The sequence below is a fragment of the Kineococcus siccus genome (genome assembly GCF_009906795.1).
Classification (GTDB): Bacteria; Actinomycetota; Actinomycetes; order Actinomycetales; family Kineococcaceae; genus Kineococcus; species Kineococcus siccus.
In genome coordinates this window covers 1-383 of the sequence record NZ_JAAALN010000479.1, presented here as the reverse complement: position 1 = coordinate 383, position 383 = coordinate 1, and the positions used below count along the sequence as shown (strand labels likewise).

General features: G+C 80.7%; 1 protein-coding gene. It reads left to right on the top strand.

Features of this window, described 5'->3' with window-relative positions:
* Nucleotides 1-22: 22 nt before the first annotated feature.
* Nucleotides 23-383, top strand: a 361-nt coding sequence (locus GTR02_RS22210; RefSeq protein WP_240896222.1) for an SAF domain-containing protein, incomplete at its 3' end; no start/stop codon positions are given.

Here is a 383-nt window from a genome sequence, read left to right as displayed (position 1 = left end):
CCCCGCAGCCCCGGGAGCCCGCATGCCCGCTCAGACCGCTCTCCCGCCCGCCGGTGCCCGCACCGGCACCGGGTCGACCCCCGGGCGCCGGCTCCCCTCGCCCGTCCGCGAGCGCCGGCCCGCGGTGGCGGCCCTGGGTCTGCTGCTGATCGTCGGGGGAGCCCTCGGCAGCGCGCTGGTCGTCCACCGCAGCGGCGACCGCGTCGACGTCCTGGTCGCGAGCCGGGACATCCTCCCGGGGCAGCGCATCGAGGCGGGCGACCTGGGCGTCGCCCGGGTCGCCGCCGACGGGGCCGCGGTCGTGCCGGCCTCGGCGCGCCAGGCGTTCGTGGGCACGTACGCCACGTCCCGCGTGCCGGCCGACACGCGGGACGTGGCGTACG